This window comes from uncultured Planktosalinus sp., from assembly GCF_963973675.1.
GTDB lineage: Bacteria > Bacteroidota > Bacteroidia > Flavobacteriales > Flavobacteriaceae > Planktosalinus.
The window spans coordinates 1-1,926 of the sequence record NZ_CAXBAN010000436.1 but is presented as its reverse complement, the minus strand read 5'-3'; the positions used below and the strand labels follow the sequence as shown (position 1 = coordinate 1,926).

Annotated in this window: 2 protein-coding genes; one reads left to right on the top strand and one right to left on the bottom strand. The window is 33.7% G+C overall.

Annotated elements, in window-relative coordinates; genetic code table 11:
• Window positions 1-154 precede the first annotated feature (154 nt).
• The gene (locus AACY61_RS13065; RefSeq protein ID WP_339612021.1) at window positions 155-1,054 is read right to left on the bottom strand and encodes an ABC transporter ATP-binding protein; all 900 of its coding nucleotides are present in this window, start codon (window positions 1,052-1,054) and stop codon (window positions 155-157) included.
• Window positions 1,055-1,168: 114 nt separating this feature from the next.
• On the opposite strand from AACY61_RS13065, the gene AACY61_RS13060 reads away from it, so the two are divergent.
• Window positions 1,169-1,926: hypothetical protein (locus AACY61_RS13060; protein ID WP_339612020.1), on the top strand; the 758-nt coding region annotated here is incomplete at its 3' end.

Below are 1,926 nucleotides of genomic sequence, written 5' to 3'. Positions count from 1 at the left end.
CTACCCTGAAGTTAACATTTCCAAAACTAAATTCAATAGAAGCTATTAAAGCAATGAATGTAATGAGTACAAAATAAACAATGGATATAACTTTAGCAGATTTATTATACCGCAATTTTTGGAGTTCTATAGAGAGTAATCGTTTCATAGGGATTTAGTTTAGTGATTTTGTGAGTTGTAAAAACTGCTCTTCCAAGCTCTCTTTTCTGTGAACAAGGTGAGAGAGTGTGATACCTTTTTCAAATAAATAGCTGTTAATTTCTGATGCTTCCATCGGTTTTTTTAAATAAGCAATTAACAAACCGTTTTCCTCTTTTACTGATGAGAATTCAGGGTGTTGTTCCAAAGTAGCTTTTAGGTTATTTTGGTCGTTACTTTTCAAAATAAAAAAGCCGTGGCTGGCATTCATTCCATCAACAGTACCTGAGTAGAGCTTTTTACCGTGTCTTAAAATCACAACATGCGAGCATACTTTCTCAACCTCATCCAGCAAGTGTGATGCCAAAAGAATTGTAGTGCCTCCTGATGCAATTTTTTTGATAATTTCCCTGATTTGATGAATTCCCTGAGGGTCCAGACCATTTGTAGGTTCGTCAAGGATTAATATTTCCGGGTCGTTGAGCAGGGCAGAAGCAATCGCGAGTCGTTGTTTCATTCCCAGAGAGAACGTACTAAATTTACTGTTTTTACGCTCCAGCAAACCTACTAAATCTAGTTTTTCATCAATTTTTTCTTTGGAGACTTCTTTGATTTTACAAACCAACTCAAGGTTTTGTGAAGCTGTCATAAAAGGATAAAAATTGGGGCGTTCAATGATGGCTCCCACTTTTTTAAGGGCATTGTGAGTGGAATCATTTCCGTCAAACCAGTGAAAGCTACCTTCGGTTTTATTTAATACATTGAGCACCATTCCCAGAGTTGTTGATTTACCGCTTCCGTTAGGGCCCAAAATGCCATAAACATTGCCTTTTTCGATGGTAAAGGATAAGTTTTGAACTGCTTTTATTAGGCCAAAGTGCTTGGTTAATTTTTCAAGGGTTAAGATGGTTTCCAAAATTGATTAATTTAAAGTATTGTTTGTATATGACTTTAATTCTTTTATATTGTTACATTAATTTTAAAAGAGTTCAATACTAAAGATGGTATTTTTGAACACAATCAAAATCTAATGGAAGAAAAGCTAATGTCCCAAAAGAAACCCTCCTTTCCCGTAAAGGATTTTCTTTTTCAATATTTAAAAAAATACAATCGTGATATGACCATTCCGGTGTTTTATGACGATTTATTGCGATTTACAGGTTCTGTAGCTGTGTATGACAAGAATGATAATGACACTTTGTGGGTGAGTGTGTACTATTCTGACTCAGAACGAAAAGAATTGGATTATAACTTAAAACAAGTCTATACCATTTTATTTTCTGATGGTGGTGATGATATTACTGAATTTCTGAATGTTGATGCTATTGACTATTGTACATTTGGTAATTCGAAGCCTTTCAGGATAAAAATAAGAAATATTTTAAATGATAATTATACTTATTTTTATATTAAACGTGCTGATGCTTCCCGTATTTACGGTTTAGAACTGGAACACATACTATCACCAAACAGAATTAATTTTGTTGTTCATGGAGACACACTTATAGAAGAACATATTTCAGGAATTCCCGGAGATGTGTTTATTGAAAAAGAGCTTGAAAATCTGGATGCCAATGGAAAAACCCAGATTGCTAAAGAATTTGTAAAGTTTAATGAACGTTGTATGATGTTGTTACTGGGCGATATGCGTTCATATAATTATGTTATAGTTCCTACGCACGATTTTGATCAGGTAAAATATAAAATCAGAGCCATTGATTTTGATCAGCAATGTTATGAGGGAAATTTAAAGGTGTATCGCCCTCAATTTTTTAAGGAAAATTTTAA